27 protein-coding genes are annotated in these 24,750 nt (G+C 74.5%); 19 read left to right on the plus strand and 8 right to left on the minus strand.

What is annotated here, in order from left to right; genetic code table 11:
- Nucleotides 1-62: 62 nt before the first annotated feature.
- Both ACFVUY_RS22485 and ACFVUY_RS22490 read right to left on the minus strand, forming a co-directional pair.
- The gene (locus ACFVUY_RS22485) at nt 63-1,151 is read right to left on the minus strand and encodes a branched-chain amino acid aminotransferase (protein ID WP_387732427.1); all 1,089 of its coding nucleotides are present in this window, start codon (nt 1,149-1,151) and stop codon (nt 63-65) included.
- A 172-nt stretch (nt 1,152-1,323) separates the two neighbouring features.
- The gene (locus tag ACFVUY_RS22490) at nt 1,324-2,106 is read right to left on the minus strand and encodes an NAD(P)-binding domain-containing protein (RefSeq protein WP_387732430.1); all 783 of its coding nucleotides are present in this window, start codon (nt 2,104-2,106) and stop codon (nt 1,324-1,326) included.
- Between the two features lie 232 nt (nt 2,107-2,338).
- Here ACFVUY_RS22490 and ACFVUY_RS22495 point away from each other — a divergent pair, with 232 nt between their 5' ends.
- From ACFVUY_RS22495 to ACFVUY_RS22505, 3 genes are all read left to right on the plus strand, one after another.
- Nucleotides 2,339-2,635, plus strand: coding sequence for a hypothetical protein (locus tag ACFVUY_RS22495; RefSeq protein ID WP_387732433.1), 297 nt, complete (start codon nt 2,339-2,341; stop codon nt 2,633-2,635).
- Complete coding sequence (locus tag ACFVUY_RS22500) at nt 2,632-2,982, plus strand: DUF6300 family protein (protein ID WP_387732436.1); 351 nt, start codon at nt 2,632-2,634, stop codon at nt 2,980-2,982. The genes ACFVUY_RS22495 and ACFVUY_RS22500 overlap by 4 nt, the downstream gene beginning before the upstream one ends.
- Before the next feature lie 193 nt (nt 2,983-3,175).
- Nucleotides 3,176-4,159 (plus strand): alpha/beta fold hydrolase, encoded by a 984-nt coding sequence (locus tag ACFVUY_RS22505; protein ID WP_387732439.1) that lies wholly within the window; start codon nt 3,176-3,178, stop codon nt 4,157-4,159.
- Between the two features lie 87 nt (nt 4,160-4,246).
- On the opposite strand, the gene ACFVUY_RS22510 is transcribed toward ACFVUY_RS22505, so the two are convergent.
- Nucleotides 4,247-5,113: an alpha/beta fold hydrolase gene (locus ACFVUY_RS22510; protein ID WP_387732441.1), complete on the minus strand. Its 867-nt coding sequence runs from the start codon at nt 5,111-5,113 to the stop codon at nt 4,247-4,249.
- Between the two features lie 52 nt (nt 5,114-5,165).
- Here ACFVUY_RS22510 and ACFVUY_RS22515 point away from each other — a divergent pair, with 52 nt between their 5' ends.
- Nucleotides 5,166-5,678: a MarR family winged helix-turn-helix transcriptional regulator gene (locus ACFVUY_RS22515; protein ID WP_387732443.1), complete on the plus strand. Its 513-nt coding sequence runs from the start codon at nt 5,166-5,168 to the stop codon at nt 5,676-5,678.
- 92 nt (nt 5,679-5,770) lie between these two features.
- Here the strand turns inward: ACFVUY_RS22515 and ACFVUY_RS22520 are convergent, their stop codons facing one another.
- Nucleotides 5,771-6,613, minus strand: a complete 843-nt coding sequence (locus ACFVUY_RS22520) for a universal stress protein (RefSeq protein ID WP_387732445.1) — start codon at nt 6,611-6,613, stop codon at nt 5,771-5,773.
- Nucleotides 6,614-6,623: 10 nt separating this feature from the next.
- Nucleotides 6,624-7,016, minus strand: coding sequence for a DUF302 domain-containing protein (locus ACFVUY_RS22525; RefSeq protein WP_387690221.1), 393 nt, complete (start codon nt 7,014-7,016; stop codon nt 6,624-6,626).
- Between the two features lie 315 nt (nt 7,017-7,331).
- On the opposite strand from ACFVUY_RS22525, the gene ACFVUY_RS22530 reads away from it, so the two are divergent.
- The 5 genes from ACFVUY_RS22530 (at nt 7,332) to ACFVUY_RS22550 (ending at nt 13,632) form a co-directional block, all read left to right on the plus strand.
- Nucleotides 7,332-8,288, plus strand: a complete 957-nt coding sequence (locus ACFVUY_RS22530) for an ATP-binding cassette domain-containing protein (RefSeq protein WP_387690223.1) — start codon at nt 7,332-7,334, stop codon at nt 8,286-8,288.
- Nucleotides 8,285-9,133 carry an ABC transporter permease gene (locus ACFVUY_RS22535; protein WP_387690225.1) on the plus strand — a complete coding sequence of 283 codons (849 nt, stop codon included), beginning with the start codon at nt 8,285-8,287 and terminating at the stop codon, nt 9,131-9,133. The genes ACFVUY_RS22530 and ACFVUY_RS22535 overlap by 4 nt, the downstream gene beginning before the upstream one ends.
- A gap of 248 nt (nt 9,134-9,381) precedes the next feature.
- Nucleotides 9,382-10,770: a sensor histidine kinase gene (locus ACFVUY_RS22540; RefSeq protein ID WP_387732586.1), complete on the plus strand. Its 1,389-nt coding sequence runs from the start codon at nt 9,382-9,384 to the stop codon at nt 10,768-10,770.
- Nucleotides 10,767-11,444: a response regulator transcription factor gene (locus ACFVUY_RS22545; protein WP_359898427.1), complete on the plus strand. Its 678-nt coding sequence runs from the start codon at nt 10,767-10,769 to the stop codon at nt 11,442-11,444. Before ACFVUY_RS22540 ends, ACFVUY_RS22545 begins: the two co-directional genes overlap by 4 nt.
- Before the next feature lie 130 nt (nt 11,445-11,574).
- Nucleotides 11,575-13,632, plus strand: coding sequence for a histidine kinase (locus tag ACFVUY_RS22550; protein WP_387690227.1), 2,058 nt, complete (start codon nt 11,575-11,577; stop codon nt 13,630-13,632).
- Nucleotides 13,633-13,791: 159 nt separating this feature from the next.
- Here the strand turns inward: ACFVUY_RS22550 and ACFVUY_RS22555 are convergent, their stop codons facing one another.
- Entirely contained in the window at nt 13,792-13,998 is a 207-nt protein-coding gene (locus ACFVUY_RS22555) for a hypothetical protein (protein WP_387732448.1), read from the minus strand.
- A 399-nt stretch (nt 13,999-14,397) separates the two neighbouring features.
- Between ACFVUY_RS22555 and ACFVUY_RS22560 the strand changes: the two genes are divergently transcribed.
- From ACFVUY_RS22560 to ACFVUY_RS22570, 3 genes are all read left to right on the plus strand, one after another.
- Nucleotides 14,398-15,015, plus strand: a complete 618-nt coding sequence (locus ACFVUY_RS22560; RefSeq protein WP_387732450.1) for a TetR-like C-terminal domain-containing protein — start codon at nt 14,398-14,400, stop codon at nt 15,013-15,015.
- Between the two features lie 153 nt (nt 15,016-15,168).
- Nucleotides 15,169-15,741, plus strand: coding sequence for a hypothetical protein (locus tag ACFVUY_RS22565; protein ID WP_387732453.1), 573 nt, complete (start codon nt 15,169-15,171; stop codon nt 15,739-15,741).
- A 4-nt stretch (nt 15,742-15,745) separates the two neighbouring features.
- Nucleotides 15,746-16,312, plus strand: coding sequence for a DUF6529 family protein (locus ACFVUY_RS22570; RefSeq protein WP_387732455.1), 567 nt, complete (start codon nt 15,746-15,748; stop codon nt 16,310-16,312).
- Nucleotides 16,313-16,458: 146 nt separating this feature from the next.
- Here ACFVUY_RS22570 and ACFVUY_RS22575 read toward each other — a convergent pair whose 3' ends face one another.
- A complete protein-coding gene (locus ACFVUY_RS22575) occupies nt 16,459-17,823 on the minus strand; it encodes an FAD-dependent oxidoreductase (protein ID WP_387690237.1) in 1,365 nt (454 codons plus the stop codon).
- A 116-nt stretch (nt 17,824-17,939) separates the two neighbouring features.
- Complete coding sequence (locus ACFVUY_RS22580) at nt 17,940-18,710, minus strand: slipin family protein (RefSeq protein ID WP_387690239.1); 771 nt, start codon at nt 18,708-18,710, stop codon at nt 17,940-17,942.
- 207 nt (nt 18,711-18,917) lie between these two features.
- On the opposite strand from ACFVUY_RS22580, the gene ACFVUY_RS22585 reads away from it, so the two are divergent.
- From ACFVUY_RS22585 to ACFVUY_RS22615, 7 genes are all read left to right on the plus strand, one after another.
- Nucleotides 18,918-20,117: an MFS transporter gene (locus tag ACFVUY_RS22585; RefSeq protein WP_387732457.1), complete on the plus strand. Its 1,200-nt coding sequence runs from the start codon at nt 18,918-18,920 to the stop codon at nt 20,115-20,117.
- A 264-nt stretch (nt 20,118-20,381) separates the two neighbouring features.
- Entirely contained in the window at nt 20,382-21,032 is a 651-nt protein-coding gene (locus ACFVUY_RS22590; protein WP_359907959.1) for a pyridoxamine 5'-phosphate oxidase family protein, read from the plus strand.
- Between the two features lie 159 nt (nt 21,033-21,191).
- On the plus strand, nt 21,192-22,430 hold the full coding sequence (locus tag ACFVUY_RS22595; protein ID WP_387690245.1) for a styrene monooxygenase/indole monooxygenase family protein: 1,239 nt from the start codon (nt 21,192-21,194) through the stop codon (nt 22,428-22,430).
- Between the two features lie 155 nt (nt 22,431-22,585).
- On the plus strand, nt 22,586-23,131 hold the full coding sequence (locus tag ACFVUY_RS22600) for a hypothetical protein (RefSeq protein ID WP_387732459.1): 546 nt from the start codon (nt 22,586-22,588) through the stop codon (nt 23,129-23,131).
- A gap of 100 nt (nt 23,132-23,231) precedes the next feature.
- Complete coding sequence (locus ACFVUY_RS22605; RefSeq protein WP_387732461.1) at nt 23,232-24,143, plus strand: phytoene/squalene synthase family protein; 912 nt, start codon at nt 23,232-23,234, stop codon at nt 24,141-24,143.
- Between the two features lie 240 nt (nt 24,144-24,383).
- Entirely contained in the window at nt 24,384-24,551 is a 168-nt protein-coding gene (locus ACFVUY_RS22610; protein WP_387732463.1) for an SflA family class IV lanthipeptide, read from the plus strand.
- Between the two features lie 136 nt (nt 24,552-24,687).
- Nucleotides 24,688-24,750, plus strand: a 63-nt coding sequence (locus tag ACFVUY_RS22615; RefSeq protein ID WP_387690385.1) for an SflA family class IV lanthipeptide, incomplete at its 3' end; no start/stop codon positions are given.

The following is a 24,750-nucleotide window of genomic DNA, read 5'->3' on the forward strand; positions in this document are numbered from 1 at the left end:
CGGGCCCCGGCGCCGGACGGACCCCGGCGGGCCGGGCGGCCCGGTCGGGCCGCCCGGGGTGGTCAGACCACCCGCCGCATCCAGCCGTGGACGTCCTCGGCGCGCCCGTACTGGATGTCCAGCACGTGCTCGCGGATCGCGACGGTCTGCTTGCCGGGCGAGCCGGTGCCGACGGTGAACTCGTAGCCCTCGCCCTTGAATCCGACGATCGGGGTGACCACCGCGGCCGTCCCGGCGGCGAACACCTCGGTGATCGTGCCGTCGGCGGCACCGGCCCGCAGCTCGGAGAGGGTGATCGAGCGCTCCACCGGGGTCAGCCCGAACTCGCCCGCCAGCGCCAGGATCGAGTCCCGGGTGACCCCGTCGAGGATGTTGCCCAGCGCGGGGGTGACCAGCTCGCCGGCCGAGGTGACCAGGCACAGGTTCATCGTGCCGGACTCCTCCAGGTCGCCCTCGCCGCCGGTGTCGTCCAGGAACAGCACCTGGTCGCAGCCGTGCTTGCGGGACTCCAACTGCGCGGCCAGGCTGGAGGCGTAGTTGCCGCCGCACTTGGCGGCGCCGGTGCCGCCCCGCCCGGCGCGGGTGTAGTTGCTGCTGACCCAGAGCGTGATGCCGGTGACGCCGCCGGGGAAGTACGGGCCGGCCGGGCTGGCGATGACCGAGTAGGCGATCTGCTCGGCGGGCCGGACGCCGAGGAAGGCCTCCGAGGCGAACATGAACGGCCGCAGGTAGAGGCTCTTCTCGTCGGCGGAGTCCGGCACCCACGCCTCGTCCGCGCGGACCAGTTCCCCGACGCTGTCGAGGAAGTCCTCCTCAGGCAGCACCGGCAGGGCGAGCCGCTCGGCGGAGCGGGCGAAGCGGCGGGCGTTGAACTCCGGGCGGAACAGCCAGACGCTGCCGTCGGCGTGGCGGTAGGCCTTGAGTCCCTCGAAGATCTCCTGGGCGTAGTGCAGCACGGCGGCGCTCGGGTGCATCGAGTACGGCACCAGCGCGGTGACCTTGCGGTCGTGCCAGCCCCCGGCGGGCGTCCAGGTGGCCGTGGCCATGTGGTCGGTGAAGAATTTGCCGAACCCCGGCGCGGCGAGGATGGTGCGTCGCTCCTCCTCGGCGACGGGATCGGTCGTCCGGAACAGAGGGAATGCGCGACTCATCGTCAACTCCTCGACACCACTGTGGAATCTGTGCGAACCGGCGCCAATGACCGGCGCCATACCCGTCATGCTAACGGTCGTCAGCCGGACGTGATACGCCGCGACCCGGCCGAGCCTCGATCCGTCGGCTCCCGCGGGGGCCGGCGGATCGCGGGATTCCGGAGTTCCCGGCCTACCGGTGGCCGGTGCGGAGGTCGCCGACCAGGCCGTCGAGGGCGGTGCGCAGGGCCCCGGAGTTGGCCTCGTCGAACCAGCTGGTGCGGATGCGCTCGTTGCTCCCGCCCGGGGTCTCGTGCTCGGCCGCGAGGCGCTCCAGCGAGCGGGTCCCGTCGCCGAGCGAGCGGCCGACGTCCTGGTAGACGCCGCGGACGAAGCGGTCGGCGTCCCCGGCGGGAATGCCCTGGTCGACGGCCCAGGAGACGAGCGTGGTGAGGAACGCGTAGTGGGTGGTCTGGGTCGAGGTCAGTGCGGACAGGACGCTGAGCGCGACCTCGTCCGCGACCGGGAGCGCCCCGCCCAACCGCTCGAACAGGGCGTCCGCGTCGGGGTGCGAGGGGTGGACCACGGTGAGGCAGCGGCGCTCGCGCACGGTGGGCAGCGGGATGGCGTGGGTCACCGCCGCGTCGGTGGCCAGCACCCGGCGCAGCTCCCCGGTGCCGACGCCGGGCACCACATTGACCACGACCCGGTCGTCGGGCACGTGCAGGCCGGTCAGAGCCTCGCGCCAGTCCTGGCGGCGCAGGGCGATGATCACCAGCTCGGAGCCGTCCACCACCTCCTGGTTGCCGGCGCACACCCGTACGTCCTCGTACCGCTCGGCCAGCTCGGCCGCGGTCCGCGCGCCCCGCGGCGAGAGCAGGACCTCCGGCCCCGGGTCGTCCCCGTGGCGCAGGCCCGTCACGATGGCCCGGCCGATCTCGCCCACTCCGATGATGCCGACGCGCTTCACGGTCACTGCCTCCGGTGTGCGTGGTGGTCGCACGGGCAGCTCGTGCTGCCCGTCGCGATCTTCTCCGCAGTAGTGTGACCACCGCGCCGCCCCGCGACACGCCGTCGCCGGCCCGGGCGCGAACCGACCCGGTACGCCCCGCCGGAACTCCCGCGCGCGGCCGGCTCTTCGACGACCGGCGGCACACCGCACCGTCCGAGGTGTCATCGACACGCGCGGTGACGGGTAGACCGTACGGGTGAACACCTTCGGCAGGACCAAGGCCATGAACGCCGTCGAGGACTCCTCCCGCAGCCCGGGCCGTGCCCGCGCGCGGGGCGGGCGCACCGTCAAGGTGCTGGCGCCCGACCGGATCGGCGGGTCCCTCCCGCCCGGGGGAGGCGGCCGCGACTCCCCGAGGACCGCGATCGGCGCCCCGCGTGCGAGCGTGCGCGACGCCGCCTTCGCGTCCGGTACCGGGATCGCGTCCGGCACCGGGACCGCGTCCGGTGGCGGTGGCGGTGGCGGTGGCGAGGCCGGGGTGGGTCCGGCATGACGCCTCCGAACGAAACCTCTCCCCTCGTCATGGTCCGCACCGCTGTCCTCCCGCCCTGCCGACGCTGCGGAATCCCGGCCCTCCTGACCGCCCGTTATCCGCACTCCTGGCCGAATCAGGCCGGGAAGCAGGTGACCGGCTTCAAGGAGACCGCTCTCTGCCCCGCCTGCGACGAGGGCGACCCGGCGGCGACCGGCCTCCTCACCCTCCTCGGCGCCCCGGTCCCCGGCCGCCTCGCCGAACTCTGGGCACTCGTTCACCAGTGGGTGAGCGCCGTCCGCCACCGCACACCCGACCTGGCGGACCTGGAGGACGAGGCCGCCCGGTTCAGATCCGGGGAGCTCTGAACGCGCTGGGCCGAACGGTGGTCCGCCCGCGTCGATCGACGTGGTGCGGAACGCCGTCGAAACCGGATGCCGCCGTACGGAAACTCGAACAGCGGTGCGGATTCACCCGTGTGCGCAGCGTGGTGTGCTGCCCGGACGGGGGTGTGGGCAGGGTGGTTCCAGCCCCCTCTCACCTCGCTGAAAGGCAGGAACCATGGGCATATCGCTGTCCCGCCGTTCGATCTCCTCCGCCGCCGTGGTGGCGCTCGCGACCTGTGCGGTCGCCGCCACCGCGCCGCCCGCGTCGGCCGCCCAGGACGGCGGCAGGCCGGGCGGCGGCGGGAGGCCGACGGTGGTCCTGGTGCACGGTGCGTTCGCGGACGCCTCCGGGTGGAACGACGTCGCCACGCGCCTCATGGACGACGGATTCACCGTCCTCGCCCCGCCCAACGAACTGCGCGGTCTGACCGAGGACGCCGCCTACGTGGCCAGTCTGCTCAAGAGCATCAGCGGCCCGATCGTGCTGGCCGGCCACTCCTACGGCGGAGCCGTCATCACCCAGGCCGCCGCCGGGAACCCGAACGTCAAGGCTCTGGTCTACGTGTCGGCGTTCGCGCCCGACGTGGGCGAGTCCCCGGCCGAACTGTCGACGAAGTTCGCGGGCAGTGACCTCGCCACCGCGCTCAACCCCGTCCCCTTCACGGGCACCGGCGGCGGCGGAGTCGACCTCTACATCCAGAACGAGAAGTTCCGCGCCGTCTTCGCCGCCGACCTGCCGGAGTCCCGCACCCGGCTGATGGCCGCCGAGCAGCGCCCCGTCTCCCAGGTCGGGTTCGCCGAGAAGGCCACCGCCGCCGCCTGGCGCGACATCCCGTCGTGGTTCGTCGTCTCCCGGCAGGACCGGGCCATCGCCCCCGACCTGGAGCGCTTCGAGTCCAGGCGCGCCAAGTCGCGCACGGTCGAGATCGACTCCTCGCACGTGTCGATGATGTCCCATCCCGACGACATCGTCCGCCAGATCCGCGAGGCCGCGGGCGCCGCGGGTGGCGCCGCCGGTGGCGCTGCCGCGGCCCCGGCCGAGCTCGCGGCGACCGGCTCCCACGGGCGGGCCGTCGCCGCGGTCGGCGCGGTCGGCGCCGCCGCGCTGCTGTCCGGCTCGGTACTCACCCGGATCACCCGCCGGCGCGGCACCCGCTGAGCGGCCGGCCCGGCCGGGCCGACCAGGGGCCCCGTCCCCTGCCGATCGCGCCCGGCCGGGCCGTCCCGCGCGCGCCGACGTCGTGTCTCAGAGCGTCGGCCGTACGGCGGTGAAGTCGCGCAGGACGGCCCAGACGGCGGCGGGCTGCTCCTCCTGGGCGAAGTGCCCGGCGTCGGCGACCACCGCGGTGGTGAGTTCGCGGACGCCCGCGGCGCGGAAGCCCCGGGCGTAGGCCTCGATGTCGCCGCCCTCGCGGTCGCCGCGGACGTACAGCAGAGGTGTGTCGGCCGGGACGGCGGCGGCCTCGGCGTTGTCCCGGGCGTCCTGGGGGAAGGCGCGGTAGAGATCGAATCCCGCGGTGAGCGCGGCGGGGCTCGCGTAGGCGGCGGCGTGCGCCGCGCGGGACTCGGGGGTGATCCGGGCGGGGTCGACCGACAGCACGTCGTAGAAGTGGTCGAAGTAGACCGCCTGCCGGCCCTGGACGAGGGCCTCCGGCAGGTCGGGTACCGCGTGCAGGCCGAAGTGCCAGATGTACGGGTTGCGCAGCACCTCGTTCCACGGGTCGACGCCGGGGATCACGGTGTTCATCACGACGACGCGCTCGACGCCGGTGAACCGCCGCAGGTAGGCGTAGGCCGCCATCCCGCCGGCGTCGTGGCCCACCAGGGTGGTGCCGGTGAGACCGAGTTCCCGGACCAGTGCGTGGACCGTCCCGGCCAGCCGGCGCTTCGACCCGCCCTCGACGGCCCCGGTGGAGCCGCCGATCCCGGGCAGGTCCACGGCGATGGTCCGGGCTTCGCCGCCGGCCGCCTCCATCACCCCCAGCCAGGTCCGCCAGGACTCCGGCCAGCCGTGCAGGAACAGGAAGGGGCGGGCGTCGGTGGGGCCGGACTCCACCACGTGGAGCGAGCGGTCACCGATGGCCACGGTCGAGTGGCGCAGCTCAATAGACATGATTCATGTCTATCAAACGACATGGGGCATGTCCATTGACTAGGCTGACCCCATGAGCGGCGACAACGACCGGCCGGACGTACCGGACACACCGGACACACCTGGTGCGGTGGACGCACCGGAGCGACCGGCCTTCGAACGCGGCACCGGCTTCCTGCTGGCGCGGCTGGGATCCCTCACGGCCCGCTCCTGGGCGGCCTTCCTCGGCGAGCACCGGCTGACCCAGGGCCAGTACGCCGTGCTGGTCGCCCTCGACCGGCACGGTCCGGTGGTCCAGCGGAGGCTGGCCGAACTCGTCGCCGTGGACGCCCGCAACCTCGTCCCGGTCCTCGACCAGCTGGCGGACCGGCAGCTCGCCGAACGCCGTCCGCACGACACCGACCGGCGCCGCCGCGTCGTCACCCTGACGGACCGGGGGAGCGCCCTGGTCGGGACGATCGCCGCCGCGGCCGCCGCCGAGCAGGAGCGGTTCCTCGGCGCCCTGACCGCGGCCGAACGCCGGCACCTCAACGGGCTGCTCCAGCGGCTCTACGCCGCGCACGTGCCGGCCGACGGCCCGGAGTAGGGCCGGCCGCCGCTCCGTCGCCGCCCCGGTCGGACGCTCCCGGCCGCCGTGTCTCGCCGCCCCGTCGCTGCCCCTCGCCGCCCGCTCGCCGCTCAGGCGTGCCGGACGAGGGCGACCGGGCAGACCGCGTGGTGGATCGCGGCGTGCGCCACCGGGCCGAGGTGGGCGCCGAACAGGGTGCGGCGGGTGCGGCGGCCGACCACGAGCAGCCGGGCCCCGTCCGCCGCGTCCACCAGGTCGACGGAGCGGCTGCCCTGGATCAGGTCGGCGGTCACCGAGACCTCGGGGTGGCGCTCCCGCCAGGGGGCCAGCTGCTCGGCGAACCGGGCCCGGTCGACGGAGGAGAGCTCGCCCAGCCCGCCGACGGCCTGGAGTGCCGTGTACTGGCTGGAGACCGGCGGCGACCAGACGTGCACCACCCGCAGCGGGGCCCCGCGCCGGGCGGCCGCGTCGAAGGCGAAGGCCAGCACGTCGTCCATCGGGTGGGTCAGGTCGAGGCCCACCAGCACCGGGCCGTCCGACTCGACCGCCTCCGCCCGGACCAGCACCACCGGACAGCTCGCCCGGCGCAGCACCTCATGGCTCACCGAGCCGACCAGGAAGCCGCGCACCGCGCCCAGCCCGCGCGAGCCCAGGACGAGTAGGCCGGCCGAGTTCGCGGCCGCCTCCAGCGCCTCGGCCGGATCGGTCGGGACGATCGCCGAGGTGACCGGCCCGACACCGGCCAGCGGGCGCAACTCATCCGCCCGGAGGGCGAGTTGGTCCAGCGCGTGCCGGTAGGTCTCCTCGCTGCCGACCACGTCCTGGTGCGGCCACGGCCAGGCCTGCAGGAGATCGAGCGGGCAGCCGCGGCGCTGCGCCTCGCGGGCGGCCCACTCGGTGGCGGCGCGGCTCTCGGGGGAGCCGTCGAATCCGGCGACGACGGGTGCGGTCATGGTCTGCTCCTCATCCGCGCAGCGCGTCCAGGGCGGCGGTCAGCCGCCGTGCCGCCTCCTCGGCGACCTCGCCCAGCCCGCCGCCCGGGCCGGCCAGGGTGACCATGGTCTGCGGGTCGACGGCCTCCACCACCGTGGCCCCGCCGTCCGCCCGGACCACCACGTTGCAGGGCAGCAGCAGCCCGATCCGGCGGTCGGCCTGGAGGGCGCGGTGGGCGAGGGCGGGGTTGCAGGCGCCGAGGATCAGGTAGTCCTCGATCTCCGCGCCGATCTTCTCGCGCAGCGTCGCCCGGACGTCGATGGTGGTCAGGACGCCGAAGCCCTGCTCCTTGAGCGCGGCGGTGACCGTCTCCACCGCCTGCGCGAACGGCCGGTCGAGCCGCACGCCGAGACCGTAGTCCATGGTTCCTCCAGAAGAATCCGGGCGGCCCCAGTATCGGCGGACGCCGCCCCCGCCGCCTCCCGGAGCGAGCGGCGGCGCGGTGTTCGCGGCGGCGGTGCCCTACGGCGGGGACCGCCGGACGCTGCCGGCGGAGGTCCGGGCGGTGCTGGCGGAGCACCGCCGACCGGCTGCTGTGGTGGGGTGTCGGGGTGGTACCGCGGTACTACGGGCGCGCCGATGATCGGACTCCGGTACCACGGATCGGAGCCGACTCCGCACGTAGCGTGGTGCACGAGGGCGGCCGGACGGACCGGCCCCGGAGCACAGAGGTGAGCGATGATCGAGGCGCACCGGCTGACGAAGCGGTACGGGGAGAAGACGGCCGTGGACCAGCTGGACTTCACGGTCCGGCCGGGGACGGTGACGGGCTTCCTCGGGCCGAACGGCGCGGGCAAGTCCACCACGATGCGGATGATCGTCGGGCTGGACGCCCCCACCAGCGGTTCGGTGAGGGTCAACGGCCGCCGCTACGCCGAGCACGCGGCGCCGCTCCAGGAGGTCGGCGCGCTGCTGGAGGCCAAGTCGATCCACCCGGGCCGCTCGGCCTTCCACCACCTGATGGCCCAGGCCCACACCCACGGCATCCCGCGCCGACGGGTCGAGGAGGTCATCGAGCTGACCGGGCTGTCGTCGGTGGCCCGCAAGCGCGCCGGGGCGTTCTCGCTCGGCATGGGCCAGCGGCTCGGGATCGCCTCGGCCCTGCTGGGCGACCCGGCCACGGTGATGCTGGACGAGCCGGTCAACGGCCTCGACCCCGAGGGCGTGCTGTGGATCCGCAACCTGCTCACCTCGCTCGCCGCCGAGGGCCGCACCGTCTTCGTCTCCTCGCACCTGATGAGCGAGATGGCCCTGGTCGCCGACCACCTGATCGTCGTCGGCCGGGGCCGGCTGCTGGCCGACACGACCGTGCAGGACCTGGTCCGCCAGGCCGGCGGCGACGTGGTCAAGGTGGTCAGCGCCGACCCGGCCCTGCTGCGCACCGCGCTGGCCGGCCCCGGTGTGGAGGTCACCGGCCGGGCGGGCTCGGAGGAACTGCTGGTCAGCGGACGCACGGCCCGCGAGATCGGCCTGGCCGCCGCCGAGCGGGGCATCGCCCTGTTCGAGCTCACCCCGCGGACGGTCTCCCTGGAGGAGGCGTTCATGGACCTGACCCGCGACGCTGTCGAGTACCACGGCACGACCACCACCGCCGCCGGCGCCCCCGCCGGCGAGACCCCGAGGAGTGCGGCATGACCACCATCGCACCGAGCCAGATGCCCGCCTCCGGCGACCTGCGGCCCACGCGCCCCGCGTACCGGGTGACGGCGGTGCGGGTGCTGCGTTCCGAGTGGGCGAAGCTGTGGTCGCTGCGCTCCACCTGGATCACCCTCGGGCTGGCCCTGCTCTTCCTGGTCGGCTTCGGCCTGATCGCCGCCTACCAGTTCAAGTCACGGATGACCTCCGGCCGTCCGATGGACCGGGACTTCGCGAGCGCGAGCACACTGAGCCTCTCCCTGTTCGGCACCAACTTCGCCCAGCTGGCCCTCGGCGTCCTCGGTGTGCTGGTCGCCGCCGGCGAGTACTCGACCGGCATGATCCGCTCGACGCTGGCCGCCGTGCCGCGCCGACTGCCGGTGCTCTGGTCCAAGGCCGCCGTGTACGGGCTGATCGCGCTGGTGCTCGGCACCGTCGGGGTGTTCGCCGTCTTCGTCGCCGACAGCGGCGTCCTCTCCGGAACCCGGGTGGCGATGACCCTCTCCGACGCCGGGGTGGTCCGCGGCCTGCTGGGCGCCGGGCTCTACCTCGCGCTGGTCGGTGTGATCGGCGTCGCGCTCGGCGCGCTGCTGCGCTCGGTGGCCGGCGGCATCGCGGTGCTGGTGGCCACGCTGATGCTGGTCCCCGGGCTGACCGCGCTGCTGCCCAGCTCCTGGCAGAGCCACCTCAGCCCCTACCTGCCCAGCCACGCGGGCGAGGCGATGTTCGCCCTGCACCACGACTCGACCACGCTCTCGCCGACGGTGGGGCTGGCCGTCTTCCTCGGCTGGATGGTCCTCGCCCTCGGTGCGGCGGCCGTGCGGCTGGTGCGCACCGACGCCTGAGAGACTCGGAGCGGAGACGATCCATCGCGGCGCCGGGAGCAACCGGCGCCGCACCCACGACCTCGACAGCCCGGCCGACCAGGGAGGTGCCACCGGTGAGTGAGCACGCCGCCACCACGAGCCCGTTCGCGGCCGGAGGTGCCCGGGCCGACGATCCCCGGGCCTCCGACCCCCGAGCGGGTGACTCCCGGGCCGGTCACTCCCGGGCCGGTGACCCCCGGGCCGGCGACGCGCCGGCCGCCGACGTCCTGTCCGGCCACCCGCTGTACGTCCGCCTGGCCCGGATCGGCCAGCGGCTTCGACAGGGGGACCGCGACCGCCCCTGGGTGCTGGACGCCGCGGTGGTGGCCGTCGCCTTCCTGCTGTTCTGCCTGCCCGACCTCTTTCCCGGTCACGTCGAGGCCGGCGGGCGCGAGCACCGGATCGTGCTCGCCCGGCTGCCGCTGCCGCAGACCCTGGCCCTGCAGGCCGGCCTGGTGCTGCCGCTGCTGTGGCGCCGCCGACGGCCCACGGCGGCCTTCGCCGCGATCATGGCCGTCTTCGTCCTGCAGTGGTCCCTGGACGTCGGTCTGCGCGCCGACGCCGCCCTGCTGGTCGCCCTCTACAGCCTGGCGCTGCACGGCCGGCTGCGGCACCTGGCGTGGTCCTGTGCGGCCATGGCGGTGGCCGTGGCCCTGGTCGCGGTGGCCGTCTCCGGTGGTGGGCTGCCGGTCGGCGACGCCCTGTTCTTCCTGTTCAGCGCGGCGACGGCGGCCGTGGCCCTGGGCATCGCGGTGCGCGTCCGGCGCGCCCAGCTCGCCGGGCTGCGGGAGCGGGCCGCCCGGCTGGAGATCGAGCGCGACCAGCGCAGCCGGCTGGCCACCGCGACCGAGCGTGCCCGGGTGGCCCGGGAGATGCACGACATCGTCGGCCACAACCTGTCCGTCATCGTCACCCTGGCCGACGGCGGCGCGTACGCGGCGCAGGCCAACCCCGAGCGCGGCAGGGAGGCCCTGCTGCTGATCGGGGACACCAGCCGGCAGGCGTTCGGCGAACTGCGGCGGATGCTCGGCGTGCTGCGCGACCAGGGGGACCAGGCCGCCGAGTACACGCCGCAGCCCGGCATCGCCGACCTCGACGGGCTGTGCGCCCGCATCCGCGCCGCCGGGCCTCAGGTGGTGTACACGGCCGCCGGCGCCCTGGACCGACCGGACCGCGGCGTCCAGCTGATGGCCTACCGCATCGTCCAGGAGGCGCTCACCAACGCCCTCAAGCACGCGGGGCCGGAGACCCGCGCCCATGTGACGCTGACCGTCGACGCCGAGCGGCTGCGGATCCGCGTCGAGGACACCGGCCGGCCCGGCGGCCCCCGCTGGCACGGTCGCACGGACGGCTACGGCCACGGCCTGGCCGGGATGCGCGAACGCGCGGCCCTGTACGGCGGCAGCGTCACGGCAGGTCCCGTCCCCGGTGCAGGATGGACCGTGGAGGCCGTTCTGGACCTCACCCCCGGGCCGGACCCCACCTCCGGCGCGGACCCGACCGGCGCGGACCCCACCGCGGACCCTGGCTCCACCGCAGACCCTGGCCCCACGGCGGACCGGGGCCCCGGAGCGGACCCGGACCTCACCCCCGACCCGACAGGCGGCCCGACGTGACCACCGTCCTCATCGTGGACGACCAGCCCTTGCAGCGTTACGGCTTCCGGATGCTGCTGGAGAGCCAGCCCGACACCGAGGTGGTCGGCGAGGCGGCCCACGGCGGCGAGGCCGTCCGGCTGGCCGCCGACCTGCGCCCCGACGTCGTCCTGATGGACATCCGGATGCCCGGCATGGACGGGATCGAGGCCACCCGCCGCATCGTCGCGACCGGCGGGCGCTCCCGCATCCTGGTGCTGACCACCTTCGACCTCGACGAGTACGCGCACGCCGCGCTGCGTGCCGGTGCCAGCGGCTTCCTGCTCAAGGACGCCCGTCCGGAGGAACTGCTGGCCGGCATCCGCGCCGTCTCCGGGGGCGACGCCGTGGTCGCCCCCGCGATCACCCGGCGGCTGCTCGACGCCTACGCCCACCGCCTGCCGGTCCGCCCGCCCGGCGCCGAGCCCGTCGCGGATCCGCGGCTGGACGCCCTGACCGATCGCGAGCGCGAGATCCTGGTCGCCATCGCCCACGGCTGGTCCAACAACGAGATCGCCCAGCGCCTGGTGCTGGCGGAGTCGACCGTCAAGACGCACGTCAGCCGGGTGCTGTCGAAGATCGGTGCCCGGGACCGCGTCCAGGCCGTGATCTTCGCCTACGACCGCGGCCTGACCCGCCCCAACCCGCCCGTCTGACCGGCCCGGGGCCCGCCGCCGCGGCGGCGGGGCCGCCACGGGGCCGGCGGGGCTGCTGCCTCATGCGCCCGGGACAACAGGTGGCGCAGACTTCAGAGATCCGGAGGTGCCCGGCGAAGAGAGGGCGGACATGGCTGCGGACAGCACACACAGAGCCTGGTGGCGGCCACGGTCCGGTCCGGCGGAGCGGCAGCTGGCCGCGGCCGGGCTGTGCGCGCTCGTCTGCCTGGTGGCCGGCGGCCTGTGGGCCGGGTACGTGGTGAGCCACCTCGGAACGCCCGGGATCTCCACGCCCGCCCGTCTTCTACCGGTTCTCGGCTACGGCCTGGCGTCCGTCGCCGGCGGGGTGCTGCTGCACGCCCACCGGCCCGGGAACCAGCTCGGCTGGGTGCTGCTCGCGTACGGGGCGACGCTGATCGTCCCGCTTGCCGCCGAGGCCCCGCTGTGGGTGGAGGGGGGTACCCCCCAGGCGGTCGGGGCCGTGGTGGTCCTGGTGTCGGTGGGCTACGCGGTCAGTGCCACCCTGTGGCACGCGCTGCCGCTGTGGCTGCCGAACGGGACGCTGCCGAGCAGGTGGTGGTGGTTCGCGATCGCCGCCGTGGGCCTGTGGAGGCTGGCCCCGGCCGGGTACTCCTTCTCCGACGCCACCGTGTTCGGCCAACCCAACCCGTTCGCCGGCAGCGCCTTCGCGAACTGGCTGGGGGCGCTCAACGACCGGCTGCTCGACGCCCAGCTCGTGGTGTACGTCGTGCTGACCGTCCTGGTGGTGCTCGTCCCGCTCGCCCGCATCCGCGGGGTGTCGCGGCGGCGCCGGCAGAACGTCCTGATCGCCCTCGGCGTCTACCTGCTCTGGGGCGGAGCCGAACTCGGCTACTTCTTCGACCAGAGCACGCCCTCGTACATCGCGTTCGCCGTCACGTCGGCGCTGTGGACGATCACCCTGGCCGCCGTCGTGGTCCGGGACGGCTCCTGGCGGCTCGACCGGGCGGCCCGGCGGATCCTGGTCGGCCTGCTGGTGGCCGCCGGGCTGGCGATGGTGTTCGTGGTGGTGGCCTGTCTGCTCTCCACCATGCTGATGCCCGGACGCGGCCTCGGGGCCCTGGTGGTGGTCGCCGCGGTCTTCGTGCTCGCGATCGGCCTGCCCCGGGGCGTGCGCGGGGCCTCCGGCCTCGTCGACCGCTGGTACTACGGCTCGCGCGCGCAGCCGTACCAGGTGCTGCGCAGTCTCGCCGGGAGGGTCAGCCAGACCGTCGACCCGCAGGAGGTGCCGGCCGTGCTGTGCCGTACCGTCAGCGACGAACTGCGGCTGCCCGGCGTGGAGTTGACCGTCTCCACGCGCAGTGGCGAACGGCCGCTGGCCGCCGTCGGGGAGCTCTCCGGCAGCGGCGAGGGCTTCCCGCTGGTGCACCGGGGGGACCAGATCGGCCGACTCACCGTCGCCCCGCGGCAGGGCCAGCGCGTGCTCGACGACAGCGACCGCGACATCCTGCGCTCGCTCGCGGACCAGGCCGCGCCCGCCGTCGCCTCGCTCCAGCTGATGGAGGACCTGCGGGCCAGCCGCGAGCGGATCGTCGCGGCCCGCGAGGAGGAGCGCCGCCAGCTGCGCCGGGACATCCACGACGGCCTCGGCCCGATGCTGGCCGGCCTGCGGCTGCGGCTGCAGGCCGCCGCCGCGGTGGACGACCCGGCGCTCTTCTCCAGCGTGCTGGACCGGGTCGCGGACGACCTCGCCTCGGCGGTCCGGGAGGTCCGGCGGATCACCGACCGGCTCGGGCCCACCGCGCTGGGCGACTACGGCCTGTCCCTGGCGCTGAGCCGCCTCGCCGAGACCTTCAGCGGCCCGGACCTCGCCGTCACCACCCGGCTCGAGCCCGACCCGCTGCCGGCGCTGCCCGCCGCCGTCGAGGTCGCGGTCTACCGGATCACCGCCGAGGCGCTCAACAACGTGCTGCGCCACGCGCAGGCGGCCCGCGCCACGGTGTCCGTCCGGGCGGAGAGCGGGCAGCTGGTGCTCGACGTCGAGGACGACGGGCAGGGCCCGGGCCACGGGCTTCCCGTGCACCCGGGAGTGGGACTGCAGTCGATGTCCGAGCGGGCCGCGGAGATCGGCGGCAGCTGCACCGTGGACGCCCTGCGGCGCGGTACCCGGGTGCACGCGGTGCTCCCGCGCCGGCCCGCGGGCCGGTGACGGCGAGCGGCCCGTCGTCCGCAGCCGTCCGGTGCGGTGGGGGCACCGCGTGCACCCGGGGGGAGGGCGCCCGGCACGTGAAAGGGCCCCCGGCGCGACGGGTGACGGCCGGGGGCGGGACGGGAATTCCAGGAATAGGGGAATCGGGGAAGAGAGGGGTCAACAGACGTTCGGGGGTGTGCAGCGACCGTGGCTGGTGGCGGTCATGCCGGAGCCGGGGCCGTGGTGCCGTTTCGCTTCCGAGGCGCTCTCGGCGCCGGAGATCCGGCACCTGCACGCCCTGGCGGCGGCGACGATGCTCACCACGGCGAAGACCGCGGCGGCGCCGGCGGCTGCCAGCGCCATGCCGGCCGTTCTCTCGGTCATAGGGTCCTCCACGGGGTTCCGCAGGCGGGTCCACTTCGACCTGCTCCTCCATGCCACCGCCGGTCCCGCCCCAGCCGCATGGGGCCACGGTCCTGTCCAGGTCCTGTCGTGCGGAAGGGGTGCGCCGGGGGCGGCGCGGGTCCGGGCTCGGGGAGCCTCTTCTCGAAGCGTATCGAGGGGGGAACCCATCGCAACTCGAACACCAGAGCGGATCGTGCGCCGGGGGCGACGCCGGGAACGGGTTCGTTCACTAACATCGACAGTGGGGTCCAGGTGATCTCCGCGACCGGGGAAAGTGCTTCACCGTTCGCGCGGCCGGACCGGGACCTCCCCGGGAACCGCGGCCGCACGCGTGGAGCGACGGGACCGAGGAAAGGCGACTGAAGAAGGTGCGCAACCATGACCGCTGAGACGGACACCGGGCACGGGCCGGTGACGGCCGCCCCGCTGCGGCGGCGCGGCGAGGCGCTGGAGAGCGCCATCTACGAGGCGGTCCTCCAGCAGCTCACCACCGACGGCTACGCCCGGCTGACCATGGAGGGGGTGGCCGCCGCCGCGCAGACCGGCAAGGCCGCGCTCTACCGCCGCTGGTCCTCCAAGGAGGAGCTGGTCAAGGATGCGCTGCGGGCCAGCCTGCCGCCGTCCGGCCCGGCCCCCGACACCGGCAGCCTGCGCGGGGACCTGCTGGAGGTGGTCACCAGGCTGCGCGCCGCGATGGTCAGCGAGATCGGCGCCGCCGTGCGGGCCGTCATGAGCGAGCTCGACCACCAGCGGGCGCACGCCTTCCTGGAGATCGTGCTGGAGCGGGTCGTCCAGCCGACGACCGCGCTGATCGCCGAGGTGCTGGACCGCGGCACCACCCGCGGCGAGGTCCGGCCCGGGGCGGTCACCCCGCTGGTCACCGACCTGGTGCCGGCGCTGATGCTGTACCGGATCAAGATGTGCGGCGGGGACGCGGTGCGGCTCGATCCGGCGGAGATCGTGGACGAGCTGCTGCTGCCGATCGTCCGTCCCTGACCGGCACGCGGACCGGCCGCGAGCCGCTGCTGTCGGCCATCAGGGTCAACGGTCGCCTCGCCTTGCCCGCCTGCTGGCGTGCCTGGTGAAGCGGCCGAGCCTGTTCGCGCTGAAGTGGTGGCACCAGTTCCCACCCCGGCCGGAGAGAAGCCCATGAGAATTTCCCGTACGGTGACCGCCACGGCCGCCGTCGTCGCCCTGATCACCGTGGTGTGCGGCGGCTGCTCCAGCAGCAAGAAGTCGACACCCGAGGCAAGCCCGACACCCGCGGCGACCTCCGCGGCGAGCCCCTCCGGCAGTCAGTCCGCCGAAGCGACCCCGACGGGGAGCGCGAGCCCCTCCGCCGGAGCCGGCGCTGCTGCCGCCACGGTCTCGGCGACCACCGTCGGCAAGTACCAGAACATCCTGGTCGACGCCCGAGGCAAGACGCTCTACCTGTTCGAGGCGGACACCTCGCCCACGTCGACCTGCTACGACGCCTGCGCCACCGCCTGGCCCCCCGCCCTGACCACCGGCACCCCCACCGCCACCAACGGCGTCGACCAGGCCAAGCTCTCCACGAGCACCCGCAAGGACGGCACGACCCAGATCGTCTACAACGGCCACCCGCTCTACTACTTCGAGGGCGACACGGCGCAGGGCGACACCAACGGCGAGGAGTCCAGCGCCTTCGGTGCCACGTGGTACGTGGTCAACACCTCGGGTAACAAGGTCGAGGGCAGCTGAGCGGATGAACGGCGTCGAACGGTCGTCCCGCCCTCGGCGGGCCTCCGGCCTCCTGTGGGCAGCGCTGCCGGTGGCCGTGACGGCCGGCCTCTTCTGGTACGGCCGGGCGCACACACCCGACTACGCGAGCAGCCTCTTCGGCCGCCGGTTCGACGACGCCAACCAGCTCAAGGCCCAGCTCGGCACCGCCCTGCTGGGCCTCGCGCTGGTCCAGCTCCTGCTGGCGCTCCGGATGTACGGCCGGCTGCCCGGCCTGCCCACCGCACCCCGGTCGGTCCGGACCGGGCACCGGCTGGTCGGCCTGGCCGCGTTCCTGCTGTCCCTCCCGATCGCCTACCACTGCCTCACGGCCTACGGCGTGCAGCTGACGGACAGTCGGATCGCCGTGCACTCGTTCGCCGGATGCTTCCTCTACGGCGCGTTCGTCGCCAAGGTCATCGTGGTCCGCCACCGCCGGCTGCCCGGCTGGGCCCTGCCCACGGCAGGCGGTGCCCTGCTCGTCCTGATCGCCCTGCTCTGGTACAGCGCCGCGCTCTGGCGCCTCAACGGCTACCACGTGCCGGGTCTGTGAGCCGTCCCCGGCGGCCCTTGTGCCTCCGGGCGCTGTCGGTGAAGTGCGAGTGACCGGGGGCGGCGGTTCCGACGGGCAGCCCGGCACTCCGGATCGCCCCGCCGAGCACGGGCTCGGCGGGGCGACATGATCAGGACCTCGAAGGCTCAGGCCCCGCTGTGGCGGAGCATGTCCTCGCGCTCGACGACCTTGACCCGCTCGCGCTGCTCGGCCTCGCCGAGCGCGCGCTCGTGGGCGTCCAGCAGCTTCCAGCCGTCCCAGGTGGTGAAGCGGACGCCCTGGGCGCGCAGGTGCTCCTCGACGGCCGCCGGGTCCGGCTCGACGGCGCCGGGCAGGCGGTCGGCGGCGTGGTCGTCCAGCAGGCAGGCGACGGTCTCGTTGGCGTCGCCCTTGGTGTGGCCGATCAGGCCGACCGGGCCGCGCTTGATCCAGCCGGTGACGTACGTGGCGGTGCGGTGCGAGCCGTCGCCGTCCAGGACCCGTCCGGCCTGGTGCGGAACGGTGCCCGAGGCCGGGTCGAAGGGCAGCTTGGGCAGCTCGTCGGAGTAGTAGCCGACCGCCCGGTAGACCGACTGCACGTCCCAGTCGGTGAAGCCGCCGGTGCCGCGCACATTGCCGGTGCCGTCCAGCTCGGTGCGCTCGGTGCGCAGGCCGACCACCCGGCCGTCCTCGCCGAGCACCTCCACCGGGGACTCGAAGAAGTGCAGGAACACCCGGTGCGGGCGGTCGCCGACGTCGCGGATCGCCCAGTTCTCCAGCGTCGAGGCGACCAGGTCCACGTGCTTGACCGAGCGGCGCTCGGCGATCGAGCCCTCGTCGTACTCGATGTCCTCGGGGGCGACGATCACCTCGATCGTGGGGGAGTGGTCCAGCTCGCGCAGCTCCATCGGGCTGAACTTGGCCTGGGCGGGGCCGCGGCGGCCGAAGACGTGCACCTCGACGGCCCGGTTGCGCTTCAGGCCCTCGTACACGTTCGGCGGGATCTCGGTGGGCAGCAGTTCGTCGGCGGTCTTGGCGAGCACCCGGGCGACGTCCAGGGCGACGTTGCCGACGCCGAGGACGGCGACCTTCTCGGCCTCCAGCGGCCAGGTCCGGGGCACGTCCGGGTGGCCGTCGTACCAGGAGACGAAGTCGGCCGCGCCGTAGGAGCCGTCGAGGTGGATGCCGGGTATGTCCAGGGCGCGGTCGGCCGTCGCGCCGGTGGAGAACACCACGGCGTCGTAGAAGCGGTGCAGGTCGTCCAGGGCGAGGTCGTTCGGGTAGTCGACGTTGCCGAACAGCCGGACCTGGGGCTTGTCGAGCACCTGGTTCAGGGCGGTGACGATGCCCTTGATGCGCGGGTGGTCGGGCGCGACCCCGTAGCGGATCAGGCCGAACGGAGCGGGCATCCGCTCGAACAGGTCGATCGAGACACCGGGGTCCTGGGCGGCGTCGGACTTCAGCAGGGCGTCCGCGGCGTAGATGCCGGCGGGGCCGGCTCCGACGATCGCGACTCGGATCGGGCGGGGCATGACGAGTGGTCCTCCGGTCGGGCGCGATGCAACAAAGGTTAGCCGAACCTTTGTAGCAAACCCTACGGATGACCTGCGAAGCAGGCGGTGGTGATCTATGGGGCCATAGGCCCGGCCTATGCCCCGGGGTCGGCGGCCCGGGCGGCGGCGGAGGCCTCGAAGAAGCGCAGCAGCTCCACCGGGAACGGCAGCACCAGCGTCGAGTTCTTCTCCGCCGCGACCTCGACCACGGTCTGGAGCAGCCGCAGCTGCATCGCCGCCGGGGTCTCGCTCATCCTGCCCGCCGCCTCGGCGAGCTTGGTGGCGGCCTGGAACTCGCCGTCGGCGGTGATGATCCGGGCCCGGCGCTCGCGGTCCGCCTCGGCCTGGCGGGCCATCGAGCGCTTCATCGAGTCCGGCAGGCTGACGTCCTTGATCTCCACCCGGTCGATCTGCACGCCCCAGCCGGTGGCCGGGCTCTCCAGCATCACCTCCAGCCCCTGGTGGAGGTTCTCCCGGCCGGAGAGCAGGTCGTCCAGCTCGCTCTTGCCGATGACGGAGCGCAGCGAGGTCTGGGCGACCTGGAGCATGGCGAAGGAGTAGTTCTGGACGTCCACGGTGGCCCTGACCGGGTCCACCACCCGGAAGTACAGCACCGCGTCGACGCTCACCGAGACGTTGTCCTTGGTGATGCCCTCCTGCGCCGGCACCGGCATGGTGACCACCTGGACGTTGACCTTGCGCATCCGGTCCAGCACCGGCAGCAGCAGGCTCGGTCCCGGCTGGCGGACCTGCCCGCTCACCCGGCCGAGCCGGAACACCACACCGCGCTCGTACTGCTGGACCACCCGCACACCGGTCGCCAGCCAGAGCAGGAGCACCACGGCGACGATCACGACAACTGCCACGATTCCGGCCTCCCCCGTCGCGGCGCGGCCGGGCCGGGGACCGGAGTGGCCCCGTCGCCCGGTGCGAGCCGCGCTGGCCAGTATGCGCTCGGGCCGGGGCGGTGGACAGCGTCGTGCGCGGGTATTCCGACGGAGCGTCGGCGGGGCGGGTGCCGCGGGCCGAAGCAAGCCCTACCGGCAGGCTGTTCGGGCCGGTAGCGTCGCCGGGTGACCACGACGATCGACTCCGCGACGGGCTCAGGATGCGCCCGGCCGCCACTGCTGACGCGGGCACTGCTGCTGCGCTTCGTCTCCCTGCTCGGCACCTCCGTCGGGTTCAACCTGCTGCTCTCCGCCGTGCCGCTGTACGCCCAGGAGTCCGGCGGCGGCGAGCACGCGGCGGGCCTGGCCACCGGCGCGCTGATGCTGGCCACCGTGGTCGGCGAACTGGCCACCCCGTGGCTGACCGCGCGCTTCGGCTACCGCCCGGTGCTGGCGGCCGGGTTGGTGCTGCTCGGCGCGCCCACGCCGGTCCTGGCGTGGACCGGGGGCATGGCGGCGGTGGTGACGGTCTGCCTGCTGCGCGGGCTCGGCTTCGCGGTCGCGCTGGTGGCGGGCGGGGCGCTGACCGCCGCGCTGATCCCGGCCGAGCGGCGCGGGGAGGGACTCGCGCTGGTCGGCCTGGTCTCCGGGCTGCCCGCCCTGGCCTGCCTGCCGCTCGGCGTCTGGCTGGGCGAGCACCTCGGCTGGGGCTGGGTGTTCGCGATCGGGGCGGCGGCGCCGCTGGCCGCCGTCGCCTCCGTCCCGGCGCTGCCGGACCGGACCCGGGCCGGCGGGCCGGCCGTGGGGGTGCGGGAGGGGCTGCGCAGCGGCGCGCTGCTGCGGCCGGCCGCGGTGTTCGGCGCGACGGCGCTGGCGGCCGGGATCCTGGTCACCTTCCTGCCGCTCGCCGTGCCGTCCGCCGCCGCCGTCGCGGTGGCGCTGCTGGTCCAGCCCGGCGCCGCGACGCTGACCCGCTGGCTGGCCGGGCGGTACGGGGACCGCCGGGGCTCGGCCGGGCTGGTGCTGCCCGCGCTGCTGGTCTCGGCGGCCGGGGTGCTGCTGCTGGCCGCCACGAGCAGCCCGGTCGCGGTGGTGGCCGGGGCCGCGGTGTTCGGCGCGGGGTTCGGCGTCGCGCAGAACGCGACGCTGGCGCTGATGTACGCGCGGGTGCCGCCGGCCGGCTACGGCACCGTGACGGCGCTGTGGAACGTCGCGTACGACGGCGGGATGGGGATCGGCGCGGTCGCCTTCGGGGCGGTCGCGGGCGGGACTGGCTACGCGTGGGCGTTCGTGCTCACGGCGGCGGTGATGCTCGCCGCGCTCGCCCCGGCCCGGTGGGACCGTCGCGGGGCCGGGGCGGGGGCGAGCGCGCCCGCCCGCCGCTGAACGGCCCGGTCCGGGGCATGCCGGCAGCGCCCTGACGAACGCGGCGATCCGGGCCCGCCCGGCGGCGCCGGGGGTGCGGCGCCCCGGCCGGGTGGCACCGGCCGGTCGACCGCACGCCGGCGGCGGCCGGCCCGGGGCGCGGACCGACACGCACGGGGCCGTGCTGTTGCTCGACTTGCCGCAGGCCGGGCGCTTGGATGGATCCGGCCTGGTCAACGCCCGGACGCGGCCGGACGGCCCCCGGCAAGCCGAGGAGTCACCCCTGTGAACGACACCCCCGACCCCGCCGTCGTGGCCCGTCGGATCGCCGAACGGCGCGAGCAACTGGGCCTCGGCGAGGAGGCCCTGGCCCACCGGGCCTCGATGGCTCCCCGTTACCTGCGGTGCCTGCTGGAGGCCGGTCCCTCCTTCGACCCGGGGGGTTTCGTCCGGATCGCCGCCGCCCTCGACAGCACCCCCGAGGAGCTGGTGTCCGGCCGCGCCGACGCCCCGCCCGGCCAGGGCGGCCCCGGCCCGCGCCCCCGGCTGCTCGACCTCACCGAGCAGGAGTGCTGGCAGCTGGTCGGCGACCACGGCATCGGCCGGATCGCCCTGCCGGTCGAGCCGGGGCCGGTGGTGCTGCCGGTCAACTACGTGGTGGACCGGGGCTCCTTCGCCTACCGCACCGGCGAGCACGGCGCCGCCTCCCCGGAGGAGGGGGCCGCGGTCTCCTTCCAGGTCGACCACATCGACGAGTATCTCGGGCGCGGCTGGAGCGTGCTCGCCCTCGGCCCCGCGCACTACGTGGACGACCCCGCCGAACTGGAGCGCCTGGCCGGCCTGCCCGGCGCGGCCCCCTGGGCGGGCGGGGACCGGCCGCGCTGGGTGCGGATCCGCCCGGAGGAGGTCAGCGGACGGCAGCTGGTCACGGGGTGACGCCCTGGCGTCCCGCCGGGCCCGGGAACTCCGGCAGGAGGGCGGGCGACGGGCACGGCACGGCCCGTGGACGGGCGTCCGGATGACTGGTAAGCAGTCCGGTGGCGGCCGGGCCGTGCGGGCCGCCGTCCGGGACGTACCACCAGGAGAGCAGGGGCGATGCGCAGAATTCTGATCGTCGGCGCCGGGCAGGCCGGACTCCAACTGGCCCTGGGGCTGCAGGCCCACGGCTACGACGTGACGGTGCTGACCGACCGCGGCCCGGAGGAGGTGCGCGGCGGGCGGGTGATGTCCAGCCAGTGCATGTTCGACTCCGCGCTGCGCACCGAGCGCGCCCTCGGCCTCGACCTGTGGGCCGACCGGGCGCCCCGGATCGAGGGCCTCGGGGTGTCGGTCGCCGGGCCGGAGGCGGAGCGGGCGATCGACTGGGTCGCCCGGCTGGACGCCCGCGCCCAGTCCGTCGACCAGCGGCTGAAGATGTCCACCTGGCTGGAGCTGTTCGCCGGGCGCGGCGGCCGGGTGGAGCTGCGCCAGGTGACCGCGGCCGACCTGCAGAACCTGGCCGGCTCCTACGACCTGGTGCTGGTCGCCTCCGGAAAGGGCGCGCTGGCCTCGCTGTTCGAGCGCGACCACGCGCGCTCCCCGTACGAGCGGCCGCAGCGCGCGCTGGCCGCCAGCTATGTGCACGGGCTCGGGCCGCGCCCCGAGCACGACTACCCGGCGGTGCGCTGCAACCTGGTGCCCGGCGTCGGCGAACTGTTCATGGTGCCCGCCCTGACCGAGGCCGGGCCCTGCGACATCATGATCTGGGAGGCCCGGCCGGGCGGCCCGGCGGACGCCTTCGACGGGATCCGCGATCCGGCCGAACACCTGCGGGTGACCCTGGAGTTGATGAAGACCTTCACACCCTGGGAGTACGACCGCACCCGCTCCGGCGTCGAACTCACCGACGCGGGCGGCACCCTGGCCGGGCGCTTCACCCCGGCGGTGCGCCACCCGATCGGCGAACTGCCCGGCGGCGGTTCGGTGCTGGGTGTCGCGGACGTGGTCGTCCTCAACGACCCGATCGCCGGCCAGGGCTCCAACAATGCCGCCAAGTGCGCCGCCGTCTACCTGGAGGCGATCCTCGACCACGGCGACAGGCCCTTCGACCGGGCCTTCCAGCAGGAGGCCTTCGACAGGTTCTGGCACCTCGCCGCCCCCGCCACCACCTGGAGCAACGAACTGCTCGCCCCACCGCCCCCGCACGTCCTCCAGATCCTCGGCGCCGGGGGCCGGTCGCCCGCCGTGGCCCACCGGTTCGCCAACGCCTTCGACGAGCCGGCGGACCTGGAGGAGTGGTACTTCGACCCGGCCCGGGCGGGCTCCTACCTGGCCTCGGTCGCCGTCGGCGACTGAGCGGACGGCCGGGCGGACCACCGAAGGGTCAAGATCTTCCCAAGTCCCGGACAAGTCGGCGTCGTTCGTGGTGGGTTCTTCTCGCCCCCGGACGGGGGCCCCGTCCGGCCCGGCACCCGGGCCCGGCGGGCGACGTGGACAACGGGAGAAGACCAGTGGCGGTCGACGGGGGCAACATGGCCCAGGCTGTGATGGATACGGCGTACAACGAACGCAAGCGGCTGCACAGCGGCCGCAGTCGGACCGTCGCCGTGGTCGTCCTCGGCCTGCTGATCGCACTCGGCTTCTTCCTGGCCCTGGTGGTCGGGAAGGCGGACCCGGACACCCCGCCGACCTGCGACGGCAAGACCATGACCCGGCACAGCGAGTGCCGGATCTGGTCCAGCCGCGGCGGCGGGGGCACCTACTCCTACGACGAGATGATCGACCGTCGGGAGTCCGGCAACGGGGTGTGGCGGGTGATCGGCTTCGGCGGCGCGGGCGTGGCCGCCGTCCTGATGGTCGTCTCCATCACCAAGCTCAACTCCAACCGCCCCTGGGGCGATCCGGTCGGCGCCGCGTGCCCGCGCTGCCGGGAACTCAACCTGCGGGAGAAGCACACCGTGCACAGCGTCACCCGGGGCCGGACCACCCACCGCTACAGCGGCATCGTCACCCTCTGCACCCCGGCCTGCGGTTTCGCCACGATCCGCCAGCGCTGACCGCCGCCGCCGCGACCCCGGGGCCGCAGGCCCCCGAATAGGTCCTCCCGCTCCCACCGGCTACGCTCGGCCCCGTCGAACGAACGATGGGGTGGACCGAGTGGGCAGGTGGGAGCGGGCGCTGGACGCGGCCGGGGTGCGGGAGGCCGGCCTGCGGGCCGACTACGGCCGGCAGCGGCAGCAGATGGCCCGCTACCGGCGGGAGGCCGCGCTCGCCACCGAGCTGCTGCTGCCCGCGCGGATGGTCCCGCACGTGATCGCCGCCGCCGCCTTCATGCACCGCACCGACACCCTGCTCGACAGCGGCCCGCTCGCCGAACGCCGGGCCGCGTCCGCCCACTGGCGGCAGCAGGTCACCGACGGCCTCGCCGCCGGCCGCACCGACGACCCCGAGCTGCGCCCGCTGCTGCACAGCGTCGCCGCCCACCCCGTCCTGCGGGACCGGGTGCTGGACTTCCTCGCCGCGACCGGGGCCGACCTGGACTTCACCGGATTCGCCACCGAGGAGGACTACCAGGCCTACGTGGACGGGTACTCGCTGCCCGGCTTCATGGTGGTCGCCGGCCTGATCGGCCCGGACGGCGACCAGGCCGGCTACCGCGCCGCCTGCCGCACCTTCATCGACGGCAGCCAGCGGCTCGACTTCGTCAACGACCTCGCCGAGGACCTCGCCGACGGCAGGCTGACCATCCCCGAAGAGACCCTGAAGGAACACGGCGTCACCCGCGCCGACCTGGAGCGGGCCCGCGACCTGCCCGCCGTGCGGGCCCTGCTCGCCGCCCTGCTCGACCGCGCCGACCGCACCCTCGCCGAGGGCAGGGCCGTCGTCGACCGGGTGCCGCCCGCCCACCGGCCGATGGTCCGCTGCATCGTCGGCGTGGAGGAGCTCACCAGCGCCGCCGCCCGCGCCGACCTCGGCGCCCTGCTGCGCCGTTCGGCCGGTCCGGCCAAGCCCGCCGCGCTGCGCCTGCTGGCCCGCGAGTACCTCCGGGCCCGCCGCCTGCGGGGCTGACCGGTCGCCTGCGGGGCTGACCGCCCGCCGGTCGGCGAACGCCTCCGGTCCCGGAGGCGCCGATCCGGTGTGTGCGGCCCCGGTGAGAGCCGTCGGAGCCGGCGTCCACAAACGGAACCTCCCTTTGTCGTAGGCGATCCGGCAGGTCGGTCGGCGCCCTGTCCCGGGTGGGGCCGCCTGGCTAGCATGAGCGCGCTCAGCAAGCAGGACCCAAAGACCCCAATCATTGGGAGGACCCCCATGAGTGCCCTGATGACCGACATCCGCGACGCCGGCCTGCTGGACATCGACGAGGACGCCATCGTCTTCGAGGACGAGCTCGACGCCGACCTCACCCCCGTGGCCTGCATCGACGACCCGTGGGTGACCTACGTCCCGACCCGCTTCCCCTGTGAGTTCAACTCCTGATCCGTCCGGATCCCGAAGTACGGCGGACCGGGGGCGGGCGGAACGACGAGCGCGCCGCCCGACCCCGGCTCCGAGCGCGGTCAGCACGCAGGACCCAAAAACTTCAATCATTGGGAGGACCCCCATGAGTGCCCTGATGACCGACATCCGCGACGCCGGCCTGCTGGACATCGACGAGGACGCCATCGTCTTCGAGGAC

The organism is Kitasatospora sp. NPDC058063 (assembly GCF_042885395.1).
Classification (GTDB): domain Bacteria; phylum Actinomycetota; class Actinomycetes; order Streptomycetales; family Streptomycetaceae; genus Kitasatospora; species Kitasatospora lactacystinica.